Genomic DNA, 25222 nt, shown 5'->3' with positions numbered 1-25222 from the left:
CCAAAGGCGGTTTTATTAAGAGTGAAAACACCTTGGTGGGAACAGAGAGAATTATCGACAAAATAATGGAAAATACTTTACAAATTGACTGATTTGCTATTGCTAAAAAACCTTAAGGTAACATATAATTCAGAATATATATAAAATTCTTTAAATTTAATGGGTAAGAGGAGGAATAAAGCCCTAGCCCCTTATAAATGAAGTTTTTTATAGTTGCACACCAGTTCAAAATAGAGAGGAGATGGAAAGAAATGAAAGCGCTTAAGTCAGTCTTTCTTTGGGGGATCATATCTGCGTTGGGTGCGGTGAGTTTTGGTTTCGTCGCGCTAAACCGGGGGGAAAGCATCAATGCCATGTGGATTGTCACTGCAGCACTCTGTGTTTATTCAATTGCATACCGCTTTTATAGTAAATTCATTGCACGGAAAGTGTTTGAGCTAGATGACAATCGCCAGACTCCATCGGAAGCGAATAATGATGGGAAAGATTATGTTCCTACAAACAAATGGGTGTTGTTTGGCCACCATTTTGCAGCGATTGCCGGGGCTGGCCCTCTCGTTGGTCCCATCCTTGCAGCGCAGATGGGATATCTGCCAGGGACACTATGGCTTGTAGTCGGGGTTGTATTGGCTGGTGCCGTACAGGATTTCATCATTCTTTTTGGTTCGATGCGCCGTAACGGCAAATCATTGGGAGAGATGATCAAGGAGGAAATTGGACCGATTACAGGCTTGATAGCGATGATCGGTATTCTGGGTATCATGATTATTTTATTAGCGGTACTTGCCCTGGTTGTCGTAAAGGCGCTCGTGGGAAGTCCATGGGGGATGTTCACGATTGCCTCGACCATACCAATCGCTGTGCTTATGGGCATTTACATGCGCTATATAAGGCCTGGACGGGTTGGCGAAGGATCGATTATCGGAATCATACTATTGATGCTCGCGTTATATTTCGGTCGCTTTGTATCAGAGAGCGCAACATTGGCGCCAATGTTCACTTTCAGTGGGGAAACGATTGCCATCATGTTGATTGTATACGGATTCGTTGCCTCCGTTTTGCCTGTATGGATGTTATTGGCACCGCGTGATTACTTGAGTACATTCTTGAAAATCGGTACGATCATCGGACTTGCACTTGGAATCTTTATTGTCATGCCGAGCCTTGAAATGCCTGCCGTCACTCAATTCATCGATGGAACAGGACCTGTATTTTCCGGAAACTTATTCCCGTTCCTATTCATTACGATCGCTTGTGGGGCGGTATCAGGTTTCCATGCACTCGTTTCTTCAGGAACAACTCCTAAAATGATCGAACGCGAATCCCATTCACGTCCAATCGGATACGGGGCGATGCTGACTGAATCCTTTGTAGCCATCATGGCGATGATAGCAGCTTGTGTACTGACTCCTGGTATCTATTTTGCCATTAATAGCCCGGGTGCCGTTGTGGGAACGGAGCCAGCTCAAGTGGCCGCTACGATATCCGATTGGGGTTTCATTTTGACACCTGAGATGATTACCGGCCTTGCAGACGATGTTGGGGAAGAGACCATTATATCCCGCACTGGAGGAGCTCCAACCTTTGCTATCGGCATGGCCCATATCTTTTCGCAGGTGATTGGCGGAGCGTCCCTGATGGCGTTCTGGTATCATTTCGCGATCCTGTTCGAGGCATTGTTCATATTGACCACCATTGATGCTGGAACCAGGGTAGGGCGTTTTATGATACAGGATATAATCGGGACCTTTTACAAACCTTTTGCCGAAACGAATAAATGGCTGCCCAATATTATTGCTACTGCCATTTGTGTAATCGGCTGGGGGTACTTCCTTTATCAAGGGGTCATTGATCCTCTTGGGGGAATCAACACCCTTTGGCCATTGTTTGGAATTGCGAATCAAATGCTTTCCGCCATTGCGTTGCTGCTTGGGACGACGGTCCTTTTCAAAATGGGCAAAAAAGCGTACACATGGGTCACTCTTGTACCTACAACATTCTTGTTGATAGTGACCATGACGGCTGGGTGGCAAAAGCTGTTCCACGAAAACCCGGCTATTGGCTTTTTGGCACATAAGGATAAGTTTAAAGCGGCCTATGATAATGGGGAAATTCTTGCTCCGGCAGCTAACCTTACCGAGATGAAACGGGTTATCGTCAATGATTATGTGGATGCTGCCCTGTGTGCCATCTTCATGATCGTGGTGATCACGGTCTTGATTTCCGCAATTAGGTTATGGATAAAAGTCTTGAAGAATCAAAAAATAGATTTACATGAAACACCTTATGTATCAAGGACATCATAAGGGAGGGAAGGCAATGTTGAAAAGATTGATTAAAATTCTCAGCTACAGAAAACAATTCGTCAGTTTGCTGGTCGGCGTGCCAAGTTATGATACTTATGTGGCGCATATGAAAATGCATCATCCTGAAGATCCTGTGAAAACCAGGAAAGAATTTTTCTGTGAAGCCCAGAATGAGCGGTATAATGCAAAGGGTGGGAAAGTGTCTCGTTGCTGCTAACTGAATATCTTTTGAAGGGCCCTCAATAAAAGGGCCCTTTTTTTAATGGATTTTTTAGAACGGGACATAAGTAGAGGGGGAAAAGTAATGGGAAGGGATTCGTGAAATTGGTGAAAAGTATTTTCAAAACGAAAAAACCCATTTTTTTTGATCCTTTATTCATAAGAGATGTTATATAACTTCACACGTTTTAACAGAAAATAAAAATTTGGTTGAATTTTTAGAAAACTGAGTATATGATAAAAAATATAACATATTAATGTTAAAAAACATAACATATACAAAAAAGGGGGAAAAAAACAGTATGCAAATGGCGGATTCGGTATTCATGTTTTTGGCGACGATGATGGTTTGGCTAATGACACCAGGGATTGCACTATTTTATGGAGGGATGGTAAAGAGTAAAAATGTCCTGAATACGGCAATGCATAGTTACATGCCACTGGCTGTCATTTCGATTCTTTGGGTGCTGATTGGGTATTCAGTATCATTTTCACCTGGTAATGCATTTCTAGGCGGTCTGGACTGGGTTGGTTTAAAGGATGTAGGCTTTGCACCTGGACCATACAGCGAAACAATTCCTCATAGTTTGTTCATGTTATTCCAAATGACTTTTGCCGTGTTAACAGTCTCGATCATTGCAGGTGGCATTGCCGAGCGGATGAAGTTTTCAGCATTCCTGATTTTTACGATCCTTTGGTCTTTATTCGTATACGCTCCTGTTGCACACTGGGTTTGGGGAGGCGGCTGGTTAGCGGAATTGGGTGCACTTGACTTTGCAGGAGGAAACGTCGTCCATATTTCTTCAGGGGTTGCGGGTCTGGTTTTGGCGGTCATGTTAGGTAAAAGAAAAGAGTCGGGTGATAGTGCACCACATAATCTTCCTTTAACATTCCTTGGAGGTTCATTAATTTGGTTCGGGTGGTACGGCTTCAACGTCGGAAGTACATTGACAATCAATGAAGTGGCGATGAATGTATTCGTTAATACAGCAGTTGCAGCGGCGGCTGGTATCATTGGCTGGCTGATCGTTGAGTATATGGCTAATAAAAAGGCAACATTGCTGGGTGCGGTATCCGGAGCTATTTCAGGCTTGGTAGCCATTACACCTGCTTGTGGATTCGTAACCACTGCCTCTTCCATCATCATCGGTGTCGTCGGCGGTGCCGTATGTTTCTGGGGCGTATTCTTTCTGAAGAATAGACTGGGTTACGACGATGCACTTGATGCATTCGGATTACATGGGATCGGTGGGACATGGGGGGGCATCGCGACAGGTTTGTTCGCTACCACTTCGGTAAATGAAAGCGGGGCAAATGGTTTATTCTATGGCGACTTCAACTTGTTGTGGAAGCAGCTTGTAGCGATCGTCGCGACATATATTTTCGTTTCCGTGGTCACTTATATCGTTGCGAAAGTCATTAATTTTTTCGTGCCGTTGCGTGTCAGTGAAGAAGATGAGTCAATGGGGCTTGATCTTACACTTCATGGAGAAAAGGCTTATCACGAATCAATTTAAAGGGGGGGCTCATATGTCAGAGGTTTTAACGAAAATAGAAATCATTACACGTCCTATCAAGTTTGAACAATTCAAAGCGGAACTTGCAAAAATTGGGGTGAGCGGAATGACTGTTTCGGAAGTAAAAGGAACGGGTCTTCAGAAGAGTTATGTGGAAACATATAGAGGCAGAAATCGTGAAATGTCATTGCATGACAGGATGAAAATCGAAATCGTCGTGTGTGAGGTGCCAGTTCAGGATATTGTGGATGTAGCAAGGAAGTTCTTGAGTACCGGTAAGCCTGGTGACGGTAAAATCTTCATTTATGAATTGGCGAATGTTGTGAATATCCGGACCGGAAAAGAAGGTCATGATGCGTTAAAGAATGACATCTGATGCTGTGATTAATTCGGCCGAATATGCCGGATACAGTCGATTAAGGAAAGGGAGCTGAAAATGGGGAGACTGGTCCGAATTGTTAATGCGAAAAAACAGAAGATCGTTAATACGCTCATTTCAGAGGGTGTATATCAACCTGATGACCGATCCTTTTTATTGGAATTGCCATTGAAAAACTTAGAAGAGATATTATCCCTTCGAATAAAATCCTCGTTTCAAAATCCCCGTTTAAAAAAATAACCTTTCAGCCGTTATCCAATATGGGGAGAGCGGCTTCTTTTATGCGTTTGTTGCCAACTTCGGCTTTGGAGTATGAATGTTAGGTAAAAGGAAACTTTTTTCTAGAATCCCCCATGGAAATCGGGGAGCTTTCCAACTATAATGAATAAGGATATAAATTTAAATACGATTTTTTTGCTTTTTTTGACGTTATTCGCTTAGTTACTTCCATATTTCTTTATTTTACGAAAACCAAATTCAAAAAAATGTAAGTTTTCCAGAAAACGATGAATTATTTCATGAATGCCCTGTTTAATAAATAGGGAAATTATTAATATGTTCTTTTAAGAGGTGAAAGGAAATGGATCAATTTACAGTCGAATCCGTTTTGAATATCATCAGGGAGTTTGTACCGAAGGATGCTTCAATTTCTGTGGCTGATTCTGAAAAATACATTTATTATCAACCGAGCAAACAAGTTGACTTAAGAATAAAACCGGGTGATTTAATCAGTGAAAAAACGGCGACATATAAAGCGTTGAGTGTTCGAAAAAAAATAGGGGTGCAAGTGGAAAGTAATGTATTTGGCGTACCTTACTATGGGCTGAGTGTTCCTATCATGGACGAGGACAATCCTTTAGGGGCGGTAACGGCCATTTTGCCGTCAAAGCCATTAATTTTACCGACATCATTCTTGACCATTAAAACAGATGACCGCTGGATACCGCTTCCATATGATGAAATTATGTATTTGGAAGCTCAAAATAGGAAAACTAAGATTCAGTCCGAACGTGTGAGTGGATTTCATAAAATGAACTTAAGTGAATTGGAATTCATTTTACCTAGTGATTTATTCATTCGTGTGCATCGTTCGTACATCGTCAATATCAACTATATACAGGAGATCCTTCCTGATTTTCATTCTACATTTTTACTCATAATGAAAGACCATTCCAAAATCCAGGTCAGTCAAACATATGCAAGTCAATTTAGAAGGGCTTTGGGATTTTAGTGATTCTCCTTTATGTAAAAAAAATGCTGGTTTATGCTCTATTTAAGGCTTTTCATTCAGAATCGAATGTGATGATTACACAGGATTGATAAAATTAAGTGTAAGAAAAGCGAAAAATGGGGGTCTTTTGTATGAACGAAAGCGTTTTCAAAAAAATTCGCAACGAACAGTTTAAGGGGAAAGTAGTTACAGCGGAAGAGGCAGCTTCATGGATTAAAGATGGGATGAAACTCGGTATGAGTGGTTTTACTCGTGCTGGAGATGCTAAAGTTATTCCGATGGCTCTAGTTGAAAGAGCTAAAACTGAAAAATTCAAAGTTGACGTATTTACAGGTGCCTCATTAGGGCCGGAAGTCGACCAACATATGGCGGAAGCGGGTATCATAAACAAACGTTTGCCGTTCCAAGCGGATAAAGGTATTCGCAATAAAATCAATGCTGATGAAGTCACTTATGTAGATCAGCATTTATCTCATACAGCTGAACAAGTTCGTCAAGGCATTGTCGGGCCTATAGATTTTGCAATCATCGAAGCATTGGCGATTACGGAAGATGGATTAATCATCCCGACGACTTCTGTAGGAAACTCAGCCATATTCGTTCAAGAAGCTAAACATGTAATCATTGAATTGAACGTGTCCCATCCAGAAGGATTGGAAGGGATGCATGATATATATACACCAGCAAACCAAGGAGAACGTGAACCGATTCCTATGACTAAAGCGAGTGATCGCCTTGGATCGATCGGTATTGCGGTTGATCCTGAAAAAGTAATGGGAATCGTCGTTTCCACAGATCTTGATGCACCTTCTACAATCGTGCCGCCGGATGAAGAAACTGCAACAATCGCCAACCACCTTATTAACTTCCTTCGTGAAGAAATCAAGGCAGGCCGTTTAACTGAAAGCCTTGCTCCGCTTCAGTCGGGAGTAGGTTCAGTTGCAAATGCAGTATTCGCTGGCTTCCTTGATTCTGAATTTAAAGATTTGGAAGTATATTCAGAAGTGCTGCAAGATGCGGTGTTTGATTTGATCGATGCTGGAAAAGTTAAATTCGCTTCAGGGTGTTCGATTACATTAGCTGAAGAAAAAGGTAAACAAGTTTACGGTGAGCTTGAAAAATACCGTGATAAACTAGTTCTTCGTCCACAAGAAATATCTAACCATCCTGAAATCATCCGTCGCCTTGGCTTGATTTCAATCAATACAGCGTTAGAGTGTGATATCTATGGTAACGTGAACTCGACACATGTTTCTGGGACAAGAATGATGAATGGAATCGGTGGATCGGGAGATTTTGCCCGTAACTCACGCCTAGGCATTTTCGTAACGAAATCATATGCGAAAGGCGGCAAAATTTCTAGTATCGTTCCTTTTGTTTCACATGTGGATCATACTGAACATGATGTGGATGTATTAGTGACAGAGCAAGGGATCGCTGATTTACGTGGTTTGGCACCAAAAGAGCGCGTAGAGTTAATCATAGAAAACTGTGCGCATCCTGACTACCGTCCACAGCTTCGTGCGTACTTCACTGAAGCTGTTGCGCAAACTGGCGGGCATCAAACTCCACACATTCTTGAAAAAGCATTTTCATGGCATACAAACCTAGCTAAAAATGGTACGATGCTTGAAGCAGTACTACAAGATCAAAAATAAACAGAAAACCACCCCGCCAATACAGCGGGGTTTTTTTATTTGGGTCCGTATCCCTTATTGGTGATAATAAACACATGAACCTTTCGGCACCGCTGGAAATAGAATATTTTAAAATGAAGCTTAACCATCAAAATGATAGGGAACTGTATCTTTAGGCTTTTTCTTTTATTTTTGTATATAATTATTCATTCAAGTTATGGAAATATGGTAAACTGCTAACAATGAGAGATTATCATACATAGGATTTTTCGTATTTATGATGTTGTTTCCTTAGAAATAGGGAGTTAAATAGAATGGTTATAGTGGAGGAGATAATTTGTTCAAGACAAAATTACATTTTTGGACGTTAGAGTTATTACTATTGTCTTTACTTTTTTATGTTGGTACTAAGATTTCTTTTCTTTTTGAACCGATAGTCATCTTTACATCTACATTGTTCTTTCCAATCTTGATTTCAGGTTTTCTCTACTTTTTGTTCAACCCCACTGTTGATTTCCTGGTTAAAAGAAGGGTGCCTAGGGGATTATCGATATTATTGCTATATGTATTTTTCCTGGGATTGATTAGTTTGCTGGTCGGTCTGGTTGGCCCGTCACTGTCCAAACAGGTTACGGATTTAGTCAATAACCTCCCGGATTATTTCAATCAAGTAAGAAAGTTCATTGAAGACTCAGCTGAGTCAAAATGGTTTTTGTGGACGGTGGAACAAGATTATGTTCCTTTGCAAGAAGTAGGAGATTCGCTTCAAAAATATTTGACGAATTTACCGAGTAATATAACTAATAGTTTGTCTTCGGTTTTCAGTGTAGTGACGAATATTACGTTAGTGGTCGTGACGGTTCCTTTCATTCTGTTTTATATGTTGAAGGATGGAGATAAGCTTCCGGCTGCCATTATGAAATTCGTACCCGTTCGCTATAGAAAACCAGCTTTAACGGTACTTAAGGAAACGGGAGAGACGCTTGCTACTTATATTCAAGGACAGATGCTAGTTTGCATGTTTGTCGGAATTGGAACGTTCATTGGATATTTAATCATTGGTTTGCCTTACGCGTTCTTATTTGCGCTGATTGGTGCGGTAACCAATATCATTCCATATGTAGGTCCGTTTATCGGAGCAGCTCCTGCGGTCATTGTGGCGTTGATTCATTCACCGACCGAAGCGTTATTGGTCATTCTTGTTGTAACGGTCATTCAGCAACTGGATGGTAATGTCATTTCGCCGTTAGTCATCGGGAAGAAATTGAACACTCATCCGCTAACCATCATCATCCTTTTGCTCGTCGCCGGAAACATTGCTGGTATCATCGGTATGATTTTGGCCGTTCCGACTTATTCCGTTGTTAAAACGATTGTATTGAATATCGTAAAATTCATCAGGATCCGAAAAGAGGAAAAGCTTGAAGAAGATATATTGGAATGAAAAAATGGGCCCGACTCAATTAAGTCGGGCCCGTTTTCTTAGTGAAGGAGCAAAAGTGCCTAAATGGGTTACAAACCTAAGGAAATATATTTTACTTCCAGGAATTCTTCGATGCCTTGATGTCCACCTTCGCGGCCGAGCCCGCTTTGTTTGAATCCGCCAAATGGAGCTTGCGGAACGGAAGGAAGTCCATCGTTCAAGCCAACAATACCGAATTCAAGTGCCTCGGTGAATTTGATGCCCTTGGTGATATTTTCAGTGAAGACGTAAGCTGCCAAACCGAAGATGGAGTCATTTGCCCTTTTGATTGCCTCTTCATCAGTCTTGAAGGAGGCGATTGGAGCTAAAGGACCAAATGTTTCTTCATTCATGCAGAGCATGCTGTCATCAATGTTGGATAGTACGGTTGGTTCAAGAAAAAGGCCGCTTATTGATTTACCGCCAGCTTCGAGCTTAGCACCGCTGCTGATTGCTTCATCAATTTGTTTTTGAACCTTATCAACTGCATTTTGATCGATAAGCGGACCGATATCGACGCCATTCTCCAGTCCATTTCCTACCTTTAGTTCTTTGACCTTGGCAACGAGCTTTTTGATGAAGGCTTCTTGAATGGCTTCGTGGACATAAATGCGATTTGAACAGACGCATGTTTGTCCTGCATTACGGAATTTCGAACTGATGATGCCATCAACCGCTTTATTAAGGTCGGCATCCTCAAGAACGATTGCGGGTGCGTGACCCCCAAGTTCAAGCGAGATTTTCTTTACCGTTTCAGCTGAGCCTCTCATAAGGGTTTTACCGACTTCTGTAGAACCGGTGAACGTCAATTTACGAACCCTTGTATCTTGAAGCCAAGTTTCGCCGATTTCTGATGATTTTCCTGTCACGACATTGATGACTCCTTTTGGAATGCCAGCTTCTTCAGCCAATTCAGCCATTTTTAGAGCTGTTATGGGAGTCAGGTTTGCCGGTTTAATGACGACTGTGCAGCCGACTGCAAGTGCCGGTGCAACTTTTCTTGTAATCATGGCTGCAGGAAAGTTCCAAGGCGTAATGACAGCTACAACTCCGACAGGTTGTTTTGTCACGAAAAGCCGCTTATTGGATACGGAAGCAGGAATCGTTTCGCCATACACCCGTTTTCCTTCTTCGGCAAACCAAGATAAAAAGCCATTTGCATATGTCATTTCACCAAGAGCCTCTTTAAGAGGCTTGCCTTGCTCTTCAGTCATGATTTTGGCTAGTTCTTCTTTATTATCATCAATCAATCGATGCCATTTCCAAATAAGTTCAGCACGTTCATAGACCGAGAGTGCAGCCCAGCCCGTAAAGGCTTCATATGCGGCATCTGCAGCCTTCGCCGCTTCAGTTGCACCGCCTTTAGGAACGGTGGCAACAACTTCATCTGTTGCCGGGTTTCTCACTTCAATTTTATCCAATCCAAAATCCGACCACTCACCGTTAATAAATAATCCGTAATCCTTCATGATAAAACCTCCTAATTTGGTTAAATCCATCAAACTACTAAAACTTTTAACTATATACTTTTACCTTTATATAAAAGTATAAACACTTTTCAGTAATTCTGAAATTTATTTGATTGGCTATTTATAGAAAATCGGCTATTCATTGATAGAAAGGGAGCAAGACATAAAAAAAGAGGTGCAAGTTGCACACCTCTTCATTCAAGATTCGCTTATTTTTCCGATGAGACGGCCACTTCACGCAGATCACCTGAGATGGCTTGATTAGAATTGAATTCACCTTCCGATTTAGAAATGACCACTGTAGCAACACTGTTACCGATTAGATTAGTGATGGCGCGTGCTTCAGACATGAAGCGGTCGACTCCCAGCAGTAATGCCATTCCTTCAACTGGAATCATTGGGAAGGCAGCTAAGGTTGCAGCAAGTGTAATGAAACCGGATCCCGTTACACCGGCAGCTCCTTTGGATGTTAACATCAAGATTCCTAGAAGGGTCAATTCCTGCCAGATGCTTAAATCGACACCATAGGCTTGGGCGATGAAAATCGCTGCCATGGATAAGTAGATGGATGTGCCATCAAGGTTGAAAGAATAACCCGTTGGGACAACTAAACCGACTACCGATTTTGAGCAACCGTATTTTTCGAGTTTTTTCATCACGCTTGGTAGAGCGGATTCCGACGAAGATGTTCCTAAAACTAAGAGGATTTCTTCTTTTAAATAGGCTATGAACTTGAAAATATTAAAGCCGTAGATTTTTGCGATCGAGCCAAGGATAAGAACGATGAATAGTGCCATTGTGATATATACACTACCCATTAATTGTCCTAAAGAGCTTAGAGAACCAAGGCCAAACTTACCGATTGTATAAGCCATTGCTCCAAAAGCCGCCAATGGAGATACTTTCATGATCATGCTGACGATGCCGAAGAAAATATCGGCAATATGCTGAAAGAAAGAAACGACTGGCTGCACTCTCGGTCCCATTGCCGCCATTGATAATCCGAATAATACGGCAAAGAATAGAATAGGGAGTAAGTCTCCGCCAGCAAGTGCGGCAACGGCATTATCAGGAATGATATTAGAAATGAAAGCAAGGGCGCCATGTTCCGTTTCGGAAGCGGCTGTTGTATATTGTGATACATCTCCGCCCTCGACTGAATCGATGTTAAAGCCTTTACCAGGTCCCAGCAGATTGACTACGATGATTCCGATGGCAAGTGCGAAAGTGGTAACGATTTCAAAATAGAGCAGTGCCTTTCCGCCGATGCGGCCAACCTTTTTCATATCACCCATACCGCCAATTCCGATTACGACGGTTAAGAAGATGATTGGTGCAATGACCATTTTAATCATTTTAATAAATAAATCAGCTAATATCTTCAGCTGTTCACCGAAAGCAGGGAAGAAGAAACCGACTGTTATACCCAGAATGATACCGATGATGACCTGAACTGTAAGATTTTTTAATATTTTCAAGGTGCATTCTCCTTTGTTATATGATAGCGCTTTCTTAACTTGGTTATAGTGTAACAGAAGGAAGAGTCAGAATATTCTTTTGGTGATATTGTTTTCTTTTTGTTCTTTTTGGTCATGGGATTAGGGGGCATGATAGATTGATAAACTGCAATAAAAAAATACCGGTGGGGTTCCGGTATTGGGGAAAATCAATTTTCGAATGGTTTTATGAGTGCATATAGGGTTCCAATCACAGGAAGTTTCAATCCGGCCTTGTCGGCAAGGCGCAGTGCACCGCCCTGTAAATGTTCCACTTCTAGGGTTAGGCCCTTCCGGCGGTCCTGGTGCATGGAAGAGGTGGATTCATCAGGTAAGCCTGCCATGTTTTCCAACGCCTGTGCAATATTCTCCACAGTAATTCCGACGCCATAGGCATTCGCAAGCTCCTTCATTTCAACAAGGACCTTTTCCAGCAATCCATTGGTTTCAGGGAATCTCCGTATCGTGCCGATAGGGAGGTTGGAGGCGGTTGTCACACCGGAGAAAGCGGTGATGAACATGTATTTGATCCACATCCTGATCAATATGTTTTCCGTTCTGCCAGTCTTCATGATAGCTGATCCGGCTGCCTGCTCGAATTCATCACAAATCTTTTCTTGTGACGGATGAAGCGGGCCATAGATTAAATCGTGATTATCATTGGAGTGAATGACATGACCTTTTTCATCAAGAGTGGCGATGATGAAGGCACTTCCTCCCAAGACGGCTTCATCGCCCAGTTCGTCCTGCAAAATGGATACATGTTCCAACCCGTTCAAAAGCGGGAGGACCTTTGCGCCTTTTTCGACAAGGACCTTTAAATCTGTAAGGGTGCCTTGCAGATGCTGGCCTTTTACGGCGAGAATCACAAGGTCGACCTTTTCAATATCATTTACGTTCTCTGTGATATGAAGGTCGTTAAATTGGTAGTTTCCATGAGGGCTGGTTATGCTGATGCCGTTTTCTTTCAATTGTTTGGCGCGGTTTTTTCGGACAAGGTATTGAACATGCTGCCCGGCCTGCTGCAGCCTGCCTCCAAAGTAGGAGCCGAGTGCCCCGGCCCCTATAATGACAATATTCAATGTGCACACTCCTCTTTTGATTAAGATGTACTAATCATAACATTTACTGAAATTTCAGTAAATATTCCCGTTTGAAGGGAAACTGGTTGTTTAGGTGTTTGTAAGAATGGGGAAAACAAAAAACCAGCCTGAATTTGGTTTCAGGCTGGCACTTATCATTATTTATAGATTTTTACTTTAACGGTTTTTCTGCCCCAATTGATAGCTTTTGAGTGAGAAGAGTAGAAGACGTCAATTTTATTCCCTTTGATTGCGCCGCCTTTATCTGCCGCAATGGCATCCCCGTATCCTTCTACATGAACTTTTGTTCCTAGTGGAATGACCTTAGGGTCAACTGAGATGGCTTTTGCGTTAGGGTTTTTCTTTAAGTTAAGACCTGATGCTGTAATACCGCTGCAACCTTTGCAGTTCGCAGTGTAAGCTGTTGCCTTCACGGTGATCGTTTTATATTTCTTGGATGATGATGTTTTAGCTTTAGGTTTAGGTTTAGCAGATGTCGATGTTTTCTTGACCTTTAAAACTTGTTTTGGGTGGATGTTATCTTTTTTCAGGTTGTTCCAACTTTTGAGTTGATTGACTGTTATATTATGTTTATTGGCGATACCCCATAGTGTGTCGCCGCTTTTAACTTTGTATGTAGTAGTAGCAGCCGATGAAACTCCGGAAAAACTAAATACCAAAAAGAAAGCAGTGAATAGTGGAAGTAGTATTTTTTTCAAAATGAATAGTCTCCTTTGTTTTAAATCGTAGACTTAGAATAACAGGTCTTTATGACAACAATGTTTCGCTGGAATAGTAATTGTGTTACAAAAAGGTTTCCTTTGATAAATAAATGTAATATAAACTAGGACAAAAGGACTTATCTATTGAATGTAAATATATTATTTATTATGTCAGTATAAGCGTATATTTGGTAAATAATGTTGGTTTTATGGCGTATCCTGTTTAATGAGGTAAAATACGGATACACGTTCCCTGGTTTTAAAGTCCTGTATATTTTGTAAAAAAGCTATGAAATATTGAACGATTGAGTGGGGTTTATTTTAGTAGGAAAGGATATTCGAAGCATGAAAAAAAGCCGGCATCTATGTGATGCCGGCTCAAACTGTAGACAACTCGATGAAACTACAGTATTTTTGAGAGTATGTAAAAATCCGAACGTTGATTTCCATTCCAGGCACTCGCTTTCCGCGGGCGGTCCGGGAGCCTCCTCGGCGCTTTTGCGCCTGTGGGGTCTCTCTTGAACGCGCTTTTCCCGCAGGAGTCTCGCACCTTCCGTTCCAATCAACTGTGTTTTATAATTGAATTCATTTTGTCTATAAACTGAGCCGACATCTATGTGATGCCGGCTTTTTTTCATGCTTTGGATTAATTTAATACAAATTCAGAAGCGAAATCGACTAGCATTTTTTGATAGACTGCCACTGATTCAAGGTTGACGCATTCCCTATCTCCATGCCAGTTCTCACCTTTCGGACCGAATTCAATGGCTGGGATATCATATGCCGCAAAAAACACGGTATCTGCGGATCCGTGCTGCCCAAAAATGACAGCATCCTGCTTGGTGTTGCTTTCGATAATCGGGCGAAGCATAGCGATGAATGGGTCTGACTCTTCGGTTTTTACAGGTTTACTGTACATATTAAGGTGGACATTATTTCCTGTCACACTTTCGATCTGAGCAATGATATCTTCCATTGTTTGCGTAGGAAGGTAGCGTATATCAAGGCTTAGCAAACAGGCATCCGGTACCTTATTATAAACATCCCCGCCTTTAATTTTTGCTAGGTTAAGTGAAGGGGAGTCGTAAAGGGGGGTGTGATCCCTGGTGAAAGGAAGTTCCTTTATTTTTTGATAGAGATCATAGGCCTTTTCAATTGCATTCACGCCTTCCCATGGACGGCTTCCGTGTGCAGATTTGCCGGATACTTCAATATCGAGACGAAGGGCACCCTTTGCCTGGAGTCCGATTCCCAATTGCGTAGGTTCAGCACAGATTACAAAGTCCCCTCTATAACCATGTTTCGCTAAATATCCGGAACAATTCAACCCGCCAATCTCTTCATCCGATACGATCTGTAGCTGGATTTTCAAACCTAAGTCCTTATCTTTCAGTTCGGTAAATGCACACATCATCCCTGCAACTCCAGCTTTCATATCGGCTGTCCCGCGTCCATATAAGTTTCCTTCATGAACCTCTGGGAAAAATTGATCCGGCGTTCCGCTGACAACATCGACATGGCCATTCCAAATTACCGTTTTTTCTCCGCTGCCAATCTCGCTAACAAGCATTTTATAACCGTTATTTACGATCACATTCACAGTAATACCTTGTTTTTTAAGCCAGTCCGCACAGTAATCAACTGCTTGGTTAGCTCCTTCTTTCGTTGAACTGTCAATAGATACTAAATCTTTAAGTAACTCGATGAGCAAAAAGAAAACCCCCTAAAAATTTGCATATTATTATTATATATACCCTTTCTAAGTAAGGGTTAACTCAAAAATATTTTCCTGTTAAATAACGTTTAGCCTTTTCATCCCCAGGGGTATGTAAAGGATGAGCGACAATTTACATTCTTTAAGGAGGATGATAGATATGGATAAACGTATAATTGGTGTATATGAAACTGGAGAAGAAGCCATAAAGGCTGTGGAGTCATTACAGGCCCAAGGGTATGATCGTGAAGATATTTCGGTGGTAGCTAAAGATAAAGAAGAATTAAATACAGTGAATGAAGAAACGGGTACAAAGGTTGAGGAGGGGCTCGCAGCTGGTGCGGCGACCGGAGGTATTTTGGGCGGTACTGCCGGATTATTGGCTGGTGTGGGTGCATTGGCGATTCCGGGAATCGGACCGGTACTGGCAGCTGGACCGCTTGCTGCAACATTAGCCGGAGCGGCAGTAGGTGCTGGTACCGGAGGATTGGCCGGTACATTAATCGGAATGGGTATACCTGAAGACGAAGCTAATCGATATGAAGCGGATGTAAAGAGTGGCAAGCTGCTTGTGTTGGTCGATTCGAATGCAAGAAAATCCAGTTCTTCTTACTCAGGAATAACTGAAACGGATGAAACGCTTACGAACAGTAGAAGAACCCTATGAATCGTAAGGTAGAAAAGGACGGATCCCTTAGGACCCGTCCTTTCTTTTGATTAGAATGTGAATTTCTTTATTTCTTTGTGCATTTCCTGGGATAGGGCATCCAACTCACTAGCCAGGGCATTTAATTGTTCCATGGAAGCATTCGTTTGTTCTACGGAAGCTGATACTTCTTCAGTTCCTGCTGCAGTTTCCTGACTGATCGAATTTAAGCTTTCTGCATTGCTCGCCATTCGTGTGACCTCTTTTACCATATCGTTCATCATCTTTTTTATTTCGTCGAAATTGCTGAATGTGTTCGCTATAATGGATGCAATGTGACTGAAGGCATTTTCCGTATCCGATACAGAAGTATCCTGAAGATGGATTTTTTGATTGACTTGATCAATCAAATGAACGGTATTAGTTGTATCGGTTTGCATGGCTTGAATGATTTCAGAGATTTCTTTAAGTGAGTTTTCCGTCTGTTGGGCCAATTTCTTCACTTCATCGGCTACAACTGCAAACCCCTTTCCGTGCTCACCGGCCCTGGCTGCTTCGATGGCGGCATTCAGGGCGAGTAAATTCGTTTGTCCTGCAATCCCGCTTATGGTCTTTACGATTGCACTAATATCATTGGAGCGTGCATCCAATGATTTGACTGCCGTACTCATCTTACTGGAAATCAGGGATGTTTCATTGAATTGCTGTTTTAGGCCTTGCACTTGAGTGATTCCGTCTTCGGAAGCCTTGAACATATTTTCGGATTCCGTGGCCATTTTGCTCGCTTGCGATTCAAGATCATGGATTTTATCAGCCAATAGCTTTACAGCCATTTCGTTATTCTGCCCGACTTCAATTTGGTCTATGGCACCGGCCGCTATTTGTTCCATCGTCATGGCCACCTCGTTAGCCGCCGCTGAATTTTCATCTGCACTAGCCACTAGCGTCATGGAGGATTCCGATACTTTATCGGAAAGGTTGTTGACAACGCCTAACATATGGCTCATATTCCTGGTCATTAAGTTGGTGTCTTCTGCAAGTTGCCCAATCTCGTCTTTCCTGGAAATGGAATTATTGGTTGTGAAATCGCCTTCAGCCATTTTCCGTATGGATTCCTGCAGCTTTTTAATGGGATTCGTTAGCGAACGGGTGATGAAGATGGCAGACAGTGCAGTGACAGTAAAGACGATCAGCAGTGTGATGATATTATCGATTACCATCGGGCTTGCACGGACTTTCACTTCATTTTCATCCATTACCCCTGTTATTCTCCATCCAGTTGTCGGATTGGTGGCGTATCCGATGATCCGGCTTTGCCCTTCGTATTCCTCGATCATTGAACCGGATGCACCTTTCATTTTTCTGAACATATTTTCCTTTGATATATCTTGTTGGATTTTTTCCTTGTCTGGATGTGTAACGAATGCCCCTTTCTTATCCAGCAAAACCGTATAGCCCGTTTCACCGAATTTAGTTTGATTGACCATCGTGATCAATGTATCAATCGAGATGTCGACACCAATCACGCCTATTAATTCGTCACGATCATCATATATTGCTTTTGCTGCCGTAATGACCAGTGCATTCGTCGCCTGATCCGTATAAGGTTCCGTCCAAATGGTCTTGTTTTTTTGTTTCAGAGCCGATTGATACCAATCCCTTTGTCTTGAATCAAAGTCAGCAGGCAATTCAGCTTTTGGGAATATCAATGTTTTTCCGTCTTTCTCTGTGCCAAGGTATAAACCATTTATTTCAGAGCTGCTTGACTGTGTATGGGAAAACTCATCCATTATCGATTCGGGATTCTTATCATAAGTACCCATGATAGGGTACTTACCGATCCTATCCAATTGATTTTCCGTTTTTTGAAAGAAGATTTCGAAAGAATCGTTCATTGACTTGACTTGTTCTTCCGTCGTTCCGGTAAGTTCTTGAGTCGTCAACTCGATACTATTTTTATAGCTCATATAAGAGATGGCCATTCCGCTTATCATGATCAAAGCTAAAAAAGGGATCAAAATTTGTTTTTTTAGCGAATTAAAATACCAGTCTGTCAGTCTTTTCATTTTGGACAATTCTCCTTATATTCCTCAAATTGATTTAGGTTCTATAAGATATTTCGGTCTGCTTTGACTTTTTTGAAGTTTCAAGTTAGAAAATTCCCAATATTAGTTTTGACTTGAGTGGGCTTACAAATATTCTAGGTCTGAGAGGGGGGATAAAGTAGATAAAAAAAGAGCTGACCGCCACGGTCAACTCTTTTATTCATTCATTGCTATTCGACTTGGATATTTTTTGTCCTGCCCATATACCATGTGTAAAACTCGTCTGCATAATCAACGGATACATCTTGGAGCTTAGTATGGTGTACCGGCTTGGAGCGGTTGATCGTTTCAATTGTGGCAAGACCGAAAAGCTTTTGCAACTTTGTACGTTCCACCTCAATTTGAATGACCTTGCTTCTTTTGGTAATGAATAGTGATGTTTCCAAACTTCCGGATTTGAACTGAATGAACTCATCATTTAACAAGTAACGGCTATTTTTGTAATCCATTATTCTCAATGAATAAATGAGGACGAGTAAAATCAGCGAGATATACCATAGGGAGGGTTTAAAATAATAAATCGCCAATGTTGTGAGAATCCAGAAAAAGCTGGGCCGCAGCATTCGAATCTTGAAGGCCTGTTTCGATAGGGGCTTCATTGACTGTTCCACTTTGTAAGCGGGTAAAATCTCTTCTACCATCCCATATGCCCGTTCAATTGATAAAAAAGGATAGAGTGTATTCGTTTCCAGCTCTTCATCGCCCGTATTTCCTGCACTGACCAGTTTCACTTCTGCCAAGCCTAGCAATCTTTTAATGATGGATTGGGTGATTTCTACAGCTTGTACTTTTTCTTTCTGAATGGAAAAAGCGGATTCATCCAATACACCTTTCTTGATATATATACGCTCGTGATCGGATGAAATTTCATATTTTCCATATTTGACGAAAGTGGAAACGATTCCGAAGGCGACGGCGACACATATGAGGCCTGCAAGAACGATGGTTATGATCCACCACGTATCCAATAACTTGGCAAGAAACCCTTCGGCATTCTCCAAATTGATAAAATCATCGAGTGTATTATATAACGTAGCCAATATCGGGATAAGAGCCAGGAAGCTGAGTGATGTAAAGGAAGCTTTAAGCACATCTTGTTTGGTTGGTGTGAAATGGATCGTTTTCCCATTGATTGGTTCTGTTATACGCTCTTCGGGAATTTCCACTTCGATAACCGTAATTTCCTGTTTTGAAGCATATTCCCCCTCCAGCCGTTCGGCCTCTTTTCGGGAAATCACCTCAAAAGGTACGGTACCCTGATTGCCAGTCATCCCCGTTTCGAATGTTATAGAGGTTAAACTGAAAATTTTATGAAATAACGTCGTGCGTTGCTGAACATTCTGTACCTTATGAAGAGGGATCGTTCGATACGACTTCGAGATAAGGCCTGAAGTAATATATATGGTTCCTTCTTTGATTTGGTATGTATACGTATACCATTTTAGGATGATGGAAATGACTTTCCAAATCAAATAAACTAGAAAACCGATTTGAAGTACCTTCATATACATCTTTTCAGAACCGAAGTTCAGGACATAAAGCATGATGATGAAAAACGCATTTCCTTTCAGCAATTTCCAAAACTCGAAGGGGATTTTGAAAGGGTGTAATCGTTTTGCATGTTCTTCCATCATTAATCCACTTCCTTAATTTTTGCGAAATGTGCAATTTTATCTCGTAATTCATAAGCCTCTTTCTCGGGGATGGCAGGTATGTCATGAGAGTCCCCCATTGTTCCAATGCTCAGGGAGTAAAGGTTATATTTTCGCAAAAACGGTCCTTGGTTCAATTTGACGGATTGGACCTTCGTCATCGGAATGAGTTCATGCGTTTCACTCCAGGCTCCACGTTTTGTTTGAATGAATTCTTCGTTCACGTCGTAACGCCAATACTTTTGCAACAAGATCGGTTCAATGAAGATGGACCAGATTGCATGAAAAAAAGATAATGTGATAAGTCCGTTTAAAATCCATCCAATCCATTCTTTCCAAGTGAAATAATCATCAATAAATAATAGGATGCCAAGGACAGCGAAGATAATGAGATTGGTAATGGCTTCAGTCATCCGCCAAACCTTCACTGATTCTTTGGAAATTTTCTTGGTTGGTGGCTGTATCTTTGAATACATATATTCACTCCTTACTATGTCTTTATACTTATACGGATTAGCCGACAAGAAAGTTCCCTATTATCCTTTTGTGACAAGAAATCATGAAGTCGGGGTCCCTATCGGTTCCGTGGAGTGGCGGACGAATAATCCTCCAGTTTCCTGAGTATGTATAAATAAAGAACTCTAGTGGATCTTTTCTTTTTATATGATTGTAAATTGGACAAGATAGAAGTGGTGAGCTTTTAGAGTGGGAGTGATAGGTTTGACATACAAAAGGAAGTTGAGTTTTATATTCTTCCTGTTTTTGATCTGTTTTTTTAATGGAGAATCGATGCAGGCTGCGAATGATGATGCAAACCTAGGGCAGGAAATTCAACAAATATTGGATGAATCGCCGGGGTTGGCTGGCGCGTTAACGGGAATTTCCATCCGTTCAGCAGAAACGGGGGAAATGATTTATGAACGGGGGGCGCAAACAAGATTACGGCCTGCTTCGAACCTTAAGCTATTGACTGCAGCAGCTGCGCTGGAAACTTTAGGGGAAGATCATGCTTTTCAAACGGAACTATACATAAAAGGAGTGCAAGTTGGCCATGTTCTGCAGGGCGATGTGTACCTGAAGGGAAAAGGGGATCCGACGTTATTGGAAAAGGATTTCGATGAGCTTGCAGCTTCACTGAAGCACAAACAAGTTAAGGTGGTTCATGGGGATCTTATAGGCGATGATTCTTGGTATGACGATGTTCGTTATTCCCAAGATTTAGTTTGGAGCGATGAACAGGAATATTACGGGGCGGCCGTTTCAGCTTTAACGGCTTCCCCGAATGAAGACTACGATACCGGAACCATCATCGTGGAGATATCCCCAGGGAAAAAGGCTGGTAAAAGGGCAACGGTGAAGCTGAAGCCGGAAACGGATTATGTGAAGGTCATCAACAAAACAAAAACCGAATCGGAAGATGGCAATAAGAAAATTGAAGTCGAACGGTCTCATGGCACACAAGTCATTACGGTGACCGGAACCATTCCGGAGCATGCCGGGGTGACCAAAGAGTGGATCTCGGTGAAAGATCCCACAGAATATGCCTTAAGCCTATTTGAAAACTCAATGAACAAACATGGAATTAAAGTGTTGGGAAAAAGGAAAAAAGGGAAAACGCCAGTAGGGGCGGACATGATTGCCACTCATCGGTCCATGCCGCTTTCACAACTGCTTATACCTTTCATGAAATTGAGCAATAACAGCCATGCCGAGGTTTTGGTGAAAGAAATGGGCAAAGAGGCAGAAGGGGAGGGAAGTTGGAAGGATGGTTTGAAGGTTGCTCGAAATCAGCTGAAGAGCATGGGTCTTGATATGCAAACGATCATGATGCGTGATGGATCTGGAATTTCCCAAGTCAATATGATTCCAGCGAATGAAATAACGAAACTGCTGTATGCCGTACAGGAAAAAACGTGGTTTCCTGCATACTTGAACGCTTTGCCGATTGCAGGCAACGAAAATCGGATGGTGGGCGGTACGCTAAGGAAGAGGATGAAAGGGACTTATGCAGCCGGGAATGTTCGAGCTAAAACAGGGACGATTTCAGGAACGAGCTCCTTATCAGGTTATGTTACGACCAAACGAGGGGAAAAAGTCATATTTTCGATCATCTTGAATAATTTTGTAGAAGAAAAAGGCATTACGGCAACCCAGGATAAGATAGCCGTGATGCTCGCAGAAAAGGAAATCCGGTTGGGGATTGGCCTTTAGTATCCATTTGGAAAACAAAGTCTAGAAACGGATCGTCATCTGCCAATTCATTTTTTTTCGGCAAATCCGAATTGGCAGCATACTGCAGATGAGCCATTTTATTGCTGACTCGATATCGGCTTTGATCGTAAATCCGAATGGCGGGTTCAATTCAATGGTCATTCGATAACATTGCCAGCACCTCCTTCTAGTTTTTTTCATTTTAATCCTCTCAAGGAAGGAATTTGAGGGAGGATGAATAGAAATAAGTAGTATAGGAGGAATGCTCATGAATTTTCCAACACTTGCTGGACAGTATACAATTAGCAGTCTTATAGCTGAAATTCACGAAATTTCCAATAAACGATCTCCATATATATTGGCCATAGACGGACGGGGAGGATCTGGAAAAAGTACACTCGCTTCCCGTATCCAAGCTGAGTGTCCGGGTAGCGCGGTCGTTCATATGGACGATTTTTATTTGCCATCATCGAATAGGTTCCAACTGCCTCCATCCCGAAAGCAGGTTGGTGCGGATTATGATTGGGAGCGGGTGTTTAATCAAATTCTGAAACCGCTTATAAATGGACGGGAAGCAAGGTATCAAAGGTATGATTGGGAAACGGACACTTTGGCAGAATGGCATGATGTTCCTGCTGAAGGCCTTGTTATTATAGAAGGCACATATTCCATCCGTAAAGAATTGGCAGGGTACCATGATTTCACGATTTGGGTGGAATGTCCCCGTGATCAGCGTTTGAAACGGGGGCTTGAGCGGGATGGTGAAGAAACGCGGCAAATGTGGGAGGATAATTGGATGGTGCATGAAGACCTTTATGTGGGTGCACAAAGGCCTCAAGAAAGGGCGGATCTTGTTGTGGACGGAACGAACTGAATCCGTGGATTTCTGGAACTTGCTTTTAATTGTAAGGGTTTACCTATAAAATTATATGTATGTTTAGATAATGCCGGAAACTTGGGGGGAAACTATGTTTACTAATGAAGAACAATCTGCCGTATATAAAGCCATTTATAACCGAAGGGATATCAGGAGTTTTTTGCCTAAGCCCATTTCAAAGGATATACTCCGCAGAATTTTGGATGCTGCACATCATGCGCCGTCTGTGGGATTCATGCAACCTTGGAGTTTCATCGTGATTTCATCTCAGGAAACCAAGAACAGTTTGGCATGGGCAGCGGATAAAGAAAGAAGGGCACTCGCCATTCATTATGAAGGCGATAAAGAAAATAAGTTTCTTAGTTTGAAAGTGGAAGGGTTAAAAGAAGCACCTTACACCATTTGTGTTACATGCGACCCGACACGGGGCGGCTCCCATGTTTTAGGGAGGAATTCCATTCCGGAAACGGATATCCTATCCACAGCCTGCGCGATTCAAAATATGTGGCTGGCTGCCTGTGCGGAAGGATTGGCAATGGGATGGGTAAGCTTTTATAAGAAAAATGATATTCGTGATATTTTGGAGATTCCGCCGCATGTAGAACCCGTCGCACTTTTGTCGATTGGCTATACGGATCAATATCCGGATAAACCCATTCTTGAACTTGCTAATTGGGAAAAAAGAAGGCCGATGGATGAACTTATTTTCAAAGATAAATGGGGTAATAAATAAAACGATATATTATGATTCTAGCCCCTGTATCAGGGGTTTTTTGTTTAGAGTCATGACTTTTTTACAAAAAATAGAAGTGGAGCAATGGAAAAATAGAGGACCCTTACGATGGATACATCTTTAGTAAGAGTCTTTTAAAATGCGTCATTCCGTAATATGGACACAAAATTTGGTTTGGTTTTAAAATCTGCGCCGTTTTGAAGATCCCGGTATACCGAGATCTTCACGATATTTTGCAATAGTGCGGCGGGAGATCTTCATCCCTTCATTTTCGAATATTTGACAAAGTTTCTGATCTGAAAAAGGCTTTATCTTATCTTCAGCGGCAATCAAGACCTTTATTTTTTCTTTGATGGTGGTCGTTGATTCGGTTACTTGGCTGTTCACGCGATTAACCCCTCTAGTAAAGAAGTTCCTAAGTTTAAAGAGGCCATGCGGTGTCTGGATATATTTATTGCTCGTCGCCCTGCTGATTGTTGATTCATGAACCTGAAGTTTTTCCGAAATGTCTTTCAGTGTCATAGGTTTTAACCCCGTAATTCCCTTCATGAAAAACTCTTGCTGCTCACCCACTATTGCCGCTGCCACTTTGTAAAGAGTCATTTGCCTTTGTTCGAGCCCTTTTAAAAGTAATTGGGCATCATTTATGTGCCCTTTTATATAATCTTTAGCTGGATTGACAGGATTCAGAGCGATGTGGTCCTTGTAGATAGGACTGATGGAAAGCTTAGGTGTGCAGCTATCATTGACCGTTATCAGAAAACCTTCTTTTTCTTTTTCCACGTAAACGTCCGGAATGATGTAATGAGTCGAATCAATGGAAAAGTGACTGATGGGACGCGGGTTTAACGTACGGATGAAATCCGCCGCTTCTTGTACTTCCTGAATGGTCACTTTGTATAGGGCGGCAATTTTTCTGTAGCGTTTTTCTGCTATGTCCGTTAAGTGCTTTCCAACGATCTTATACGCCAGTTCATTGCAATTCTCATGCTCACGCAGCTGAATGAGTAAGCAATCGGTCAGATCTTTAGCCCCGACTCCAATCGGGTCAAGGGATTGCAAAACTTGAATCATTTTTTCTATTTCTTCGACGGACACGGAAAAATGCGAGGCAGTCCAATTGGCATCCAATTCAAGAAACCCATATTCATTTAAGTTTCCAATTAAAAATTTGAGAACCTTCCTTTCCATTGCTTTCAACGAACTTAGTAAACTCAACTGTTCCAGCAAATGGCTTTCCAGTGTTTCTGTGTTGATTGAATAATTGTTGATAGGGTTGTAATCATTGTCTCCGTTGAAACTTTTACTTTTAGAGGACCGTTTCAGAGAATTTATTTTAGATATACGAATGCTGGAATCAGAAAGTGATGCGAGGGGGTCTTCAAAGCTTATTTCGAGAACGGGATTTTCGTAAGCCTGTCGGTTTAGGAAATCTATTAGTTCATGGGTCGAATATTGAAGGATCTTTATCGATTGCTGTAATTCAGGGGTTAATGACAATTTCAAGGTTTGTTTTTGGTACAGTTCAAATCCTACCTGCATATATATCAACTTCTTTCGTTTAGATTAACATGGCGGCTCAAGAGGGATGGGGAAAATATTAACATGATAATAATACAAATCTTCCAAAAATTCAATGTTTTGTGTCAGGTTTTATAACATCAACTGGGGGACTTGTAATTTAGTATTTATTCTAATGAATGGGCGTTGGGCGATTCAAATACGAATCAAATGATTTATATATGAATCAAAGCGACCCCCTAA

The 25222-nt window shown here is 41.7% G+C and carries 22 protein-coding genes; 12 read left to right on the top strand and 10 right to left on the bottom strand.

All coding sequences use genetic code 11. The features are described from left to right. The first annotated feature begins 251 nt into the window (after window positions 1-251). The 8 genes from ACQKFG_RS17895 to ACQKFG_RS17860 all read left to right on the top strand — a co-directional run bounded on the left by ACQKFG_RS17895 (window position 252) and on the right by ACQKFG_RS17860 (window position 8733). Window positions 252-2306 (top strand): carbon starvation CstA family protein, encoded by a 2055-nt coding sequence (locus ACQKFG_RS17895; RefSeq protein ID WP_427561222.1) that lies wholly within the window; start codon window positions 252-254, stop codon window positions 2304-2306. 13 nt (window positions 2307-2319) lie between these two features. Beyond that, window positions 2320-2523, top strand: coding sequence for a YbdD/YjiX family protein (locus tag ACQKFG_RS17890; protein WP_342615002.1), 204 nt, complete (start codon window positions 2320-2322; stop codon window positions 2521-2523). A gap of 304 nt (window positions 2524-2827) precedes the next feature. Next, a complete protein-coding gene (locus ACQKFG_RS17885; RefSeq protein ID WP_427561219.1) occupies window positions 2828-4042 on the top strand; it encodes an ammonium transporter in 1215 nt (404 codons plus the stop codon). A gap of 13 nt (window positions 4043-4055) precedes the next feature. Then, window positions 4056-4418 (top strand): P-II family nitrogen regulator, encoded by a 363-nt coding sequence (locus ACQKFG_RS17880; RefSeq protein WP_192207727.1) that lies wholly within the window; start codon window positions 4056-4058, stop codon window positions 4416-4418. 60 nt (window positions 4419-4478) lie between these two features. Continuing rightward, window positions 4479-4661: a hypothetical protein gene (locus tag ACQKFG_RS17875; RefSeq protein WP_260286534.1), complete on the top strand. Its 183-nt coding sequence runs from the start codon at window positions 4479-4481 to the stop codon at window positions 4659-4661. Between the two features lie 340 nt (window positions 4662-5001). After that, complete coding sequence (locus tag ACQKFG_RS17870) at window positions 5002-5652, top strand: LytTR family DNA-binding domain-containing protein (RefSeq protein ID WP_192207728.1); 651 nt, start codon at window positions 5002-5004, stop codon at window positions 5650-5652. A gap of 131 nt (window positions 5653-5783) precedes the next feature. After that, complete coding sequence (locus tag ACQKFG_RS17865; RefSeq protein ID WP_260286537.1) at window positions 5784-7310, top strand: acetyl-CoA hydrolase/transferase family protein; 1527 nt, start codon at window positions 5784-5786, stop codon at window positions 7308-7310. A 316-nt stretch (window positions 7311-7626) separates the two neighbouring features. Then, window positions 7627-8733 (top strand): AI-2E family transporter, encoded by a 1107-nt coding sequence (locus ACQKFG_RS17860; protein ID WP_192207730.1) that lies wholly within the window; start codon window positions 7627-7629, stop codon window positions 8731-8733. 68 nt (window positions 8734-8801) lie between these two features. Here ACQKFG_RS17860 and ACQKFG_RS17855 read toward each other — a convergent pair whose 3' ends face one another. From ACQKFG_RS17855 to ACQKFG_RS17835, 5 genes are all read right to left on the bottom strand, one after another. Next, complete coding sequence (locus ACQKFG_RS17855; RefSeq protein ID WP_427561212.1) at window positions 8802-10220, bottom strand: NAD-dependent succinate-semialdehyde dehydrogenase; 1419 nt, start codon at window positions 10218-10220, stop codon at window positions 8802-8804. A 209-nt stretch (window positions 10221-10429) separates the two neighbouring features. Next, window positions 10430-11698 carry a dicarboxylate/amino acid:cation symporter gene (locus tag ACQKFG_RS17850; protein ID WP_427561210.1) on the bottom strand — a complete coding sequence of 423 codons (1269 nt, stop codon included), beginning with the start codon at window positions 11696-11698 and terminating at the stop codon, window positions 10430-10432. Between the two features lie 188 nt (window positions 11699-11886). Beyond that, window positions 11887-12798 (bottom strand): 2-dehydropantoate 2-reductase, encoded by a 912-nt coding sequence (locus ACQKFG_RS17845; protein WP_349729781.1) that lies wholly within the window; start codon window positions 12796-12798, stop codon window positions 11887-11889. 158 nt (window positions 12799-12956) lie between these two features. After that, window positions 12957-13517 (bottom strand): 3D domain-containing protein, encoded by a 561-nt coding sequence (locus ACQKFG_RS17840; RefSeq protein WP_427561205.1) that lies wholly within the window; start codon window positions 13515-13517, stop codon window positions 12957-12959. Between the two features lie 649 nt (window positions 13518-14166). Then, window positions 14167-15231, bottom strand: a complete 1065-nt coding sequence (locus ACQKFG_RS17835; protein WP_427561203.1) for a M20 family metallopeptidase — start codon at window positions 15229-15231, stop codon at window positions 14167-14169. Window positions 15232-15355: 124 nt separating this feature from the next. Between ACQKFG_RS17835 and ACQKFG_RS17830 the strand changes: the two genes are divergently transcribed. Beyond that, window positions 15356-15901: a general stress protein gene (locus tag ACQKFG_RS17830; protein ID WP_427561200.1), complete on the top strand. Its 546-nt coding sequence runs from the start codon at window positions 15356-15358 to the stop codon at window positions 15899-15901. Window positions 15902-15951: 50 nt separating this feature from the next. Here the strand turns inward: ACQKFG_RS17830 and ACQKFG_RS17825 are convergent, their stop codons facing one another. From ACQKFG_RS17825 to ACQKFG_RS17815, 3 genes are all read right to left on the bottom strand, one after another. Continuing rightward, window positions 15952-17946, bottom strand: coding sequence for a methyl-accepting chemotaxis protein (locus tag ACQKFG_RS17825; RefSeq protein WP_427561197.1), 1995 nt, complete (start codon window positions 17944-17946; stop codon window positions 15952-15954). Between the two features lie 209 nt (window positions 17947-18155). Then, entirely contained in the window at window positions 18156-19619 is a 1464-nt protein-coding gene (locus tag ACQKFG_RS17820; protein ID WP_342615006.1) for a PH domain-containing protein, read from the bottom strand. Continuing rightward, window positions 19619-20113 carry a PH domain-containing protein gene (locus tag ACQKFG_RS17815; protein WP_349729777.1) on the bottom strand — a complete coding sequence of 165 codons (495 nt, stop codon included), beginning with the start codon at window positions 20111-20113 and terminating at the stop codon, window positions 19619-19621. Before ACQKFG_RS17815 ends, ACQKFG_RS17820 begins: the two co-directional genes overlap by 1 nt. A gap of 313 nt (window positions 20114-20426) precedes the next feature. On the opposite strand from ACQKFG_RS17815, the gene dacB reads away from it, so the two are divergent. Then, window positions 20427-21848 (top strand): D-alanyl-D-alanine carboxypeptidase/D-alanyl-D-alanine endopeptidase, encoded by a 1422-nt coding sequence (gene dacB, locus ACQKFG_RS17810; RefSeq protein WP_427561278.1) that lies wholly within the window; start codon window positions 20427-20429, stop codon window positions 21846-21848. Window positions 21849-21869: 21 nt separating this feature from the next. Here dacB and ACQKFG_RS17805 read toward each other — a convergent pair whose 3' ends face one another. After that, window positions 21870-22049 carry a hypothetical protein gene (locus ACQKFG_RS17805; protein ID WP_427561193.1) on the bottom strand — a complete coding sequence of 60 codons (180 nt, stop codon included), beginning with the start codon at window positions 22047-22049 and terminating at the stop codon, window positions 21870-21872. A gap of 67 nt (window positions 22050-22116) precedes the next feature. Between ACQKFG_RS17805 and ACQKFG_RS17800 the strand changes: the two genes are divergently transcribed. Both ACQKFG_RS17800 and bluB read left to right on the top strand, forming a co-directional pair. Next, window positions 22117-22722: a uridine kinase family protein gene (locus tag ACQKFG_RS17800; protein WP_427561190.1), complete on the top strand. Its 606-nt coding sequence runs from the start codon at window positions 22117-22119 to the stop codon at window positions 22720-22722. 94 nt (window positions 22723-22816) lie between these two features. After that, entirely contained in the window at window positions 22817-23458 is a 642-nt protein-coding gene (gene bluB / locus ACQKFG_RS17795; RefSeq protein ID WP_427561187.1) for a 5,6-dimethylbenzimidazole synthase, read from the top strand. A gap of 180 nt (window positions 23459-23638) precedes the next feature. On the opposite strand, the gene rpoN is transcribed toward bluB, so the two are convergent. Further along, window positions 23639-25000: an RNA polymerase factor sigma-54 gene (gene rpoN, locus ACQKFG_RS17790; protein ID WP_427561184.1), complete on the bottom strand. Its 1362-nt coding sequence runs from the start codon at window positions 24998-25000 to the stop codon at window positions 23639-23641. Window positions 25001-25222: the final 222 nt, after the last annotated feature.

This window comes from Peribacillus sp. NPDC076916 (assembly GCF_050269675.1).
Classification (GTDB): domain Bacteria; phylum Bacillota; class Bacilli; order Bacillales; family DSM-1321; genus Peribacillus; species Peribacillus aracenensis.
The sequence above is the reverse complement of the archived record's forward strand: the minus strand, read 5'-3'. Positions and strand labels throughout refer to the sequence as shown.